This window comes from Nitrosospira sp. NpAV, assembly GCF_000832065.1.
GTDB lineage: Bacteria > Pseudomonadota > Gammaproteobacteria > Burkholderiales > Nitrosomonadaceae > Nitrosospira.
In genome coordinates, this window is the sequence record NZ_JXQM01000106.1 from 1 (window position 1) to 528 (window position 528).

A 528-nucleotide genomic window follows, 5' to 3' on the forward strand; every position below is an offset into this window, starting at 1 on the left:
CATTTATCGGAGGCATCGTTTTACTAACACTAACCGCGTACAGGAAAAATAAACGCCCTTTTTTCTAAAATTTATTATACATAAATCGGATGGCGAGGCAGAAATACTGCTGAATAATCGCAAAAATATCTGATTTTGATTAAAGGCAGAATAGAAATCCTGGCAAGGAGAAGCAACTTGCCTTTCGGGTAAAGGGTGTCCGGTCAGTACGTTCAATTCATTCTGGTACAGCGCTGAAGATGAGCCGGAAACAGACGGGATGCGACATATAAGCGCAATAACTATACCGGCAGGCACAAATATCCAGAAATAACCCAGTAGAATACGTTTATTGTATTGTTGTTTTTGGATGGGTAATTTCGCAAAAGTATTCAGCAAATGGCCGATATCGTACTTGTCATTCATTTTCTGTTCGTACTGTTTGTCATCGGCAGTCTCCCGCTGATTTTGGCAGGCAGCGGGATGGGGCTGGGCTTTGTGCGAAATCGAAGGTTCCGGTTCGTGCATCTTGCTGCCATCCGGTTCGTG

The 528-nt window shown here is 43.6% G+C and carries 1 protein-coding gene; it reads right to left on the bottom strand.

The genetic code is table 11. The features are described from left to right. Positions 1-3 precede the first annotated feature (3 nt). Positions 4-528, bottom strand: a 525-nt coding sequence (locus SQ11_RS18310) for a hypothetical protein (protein WP_368730368.1), incomplete at its 5' end; no start/stop codon positions are given.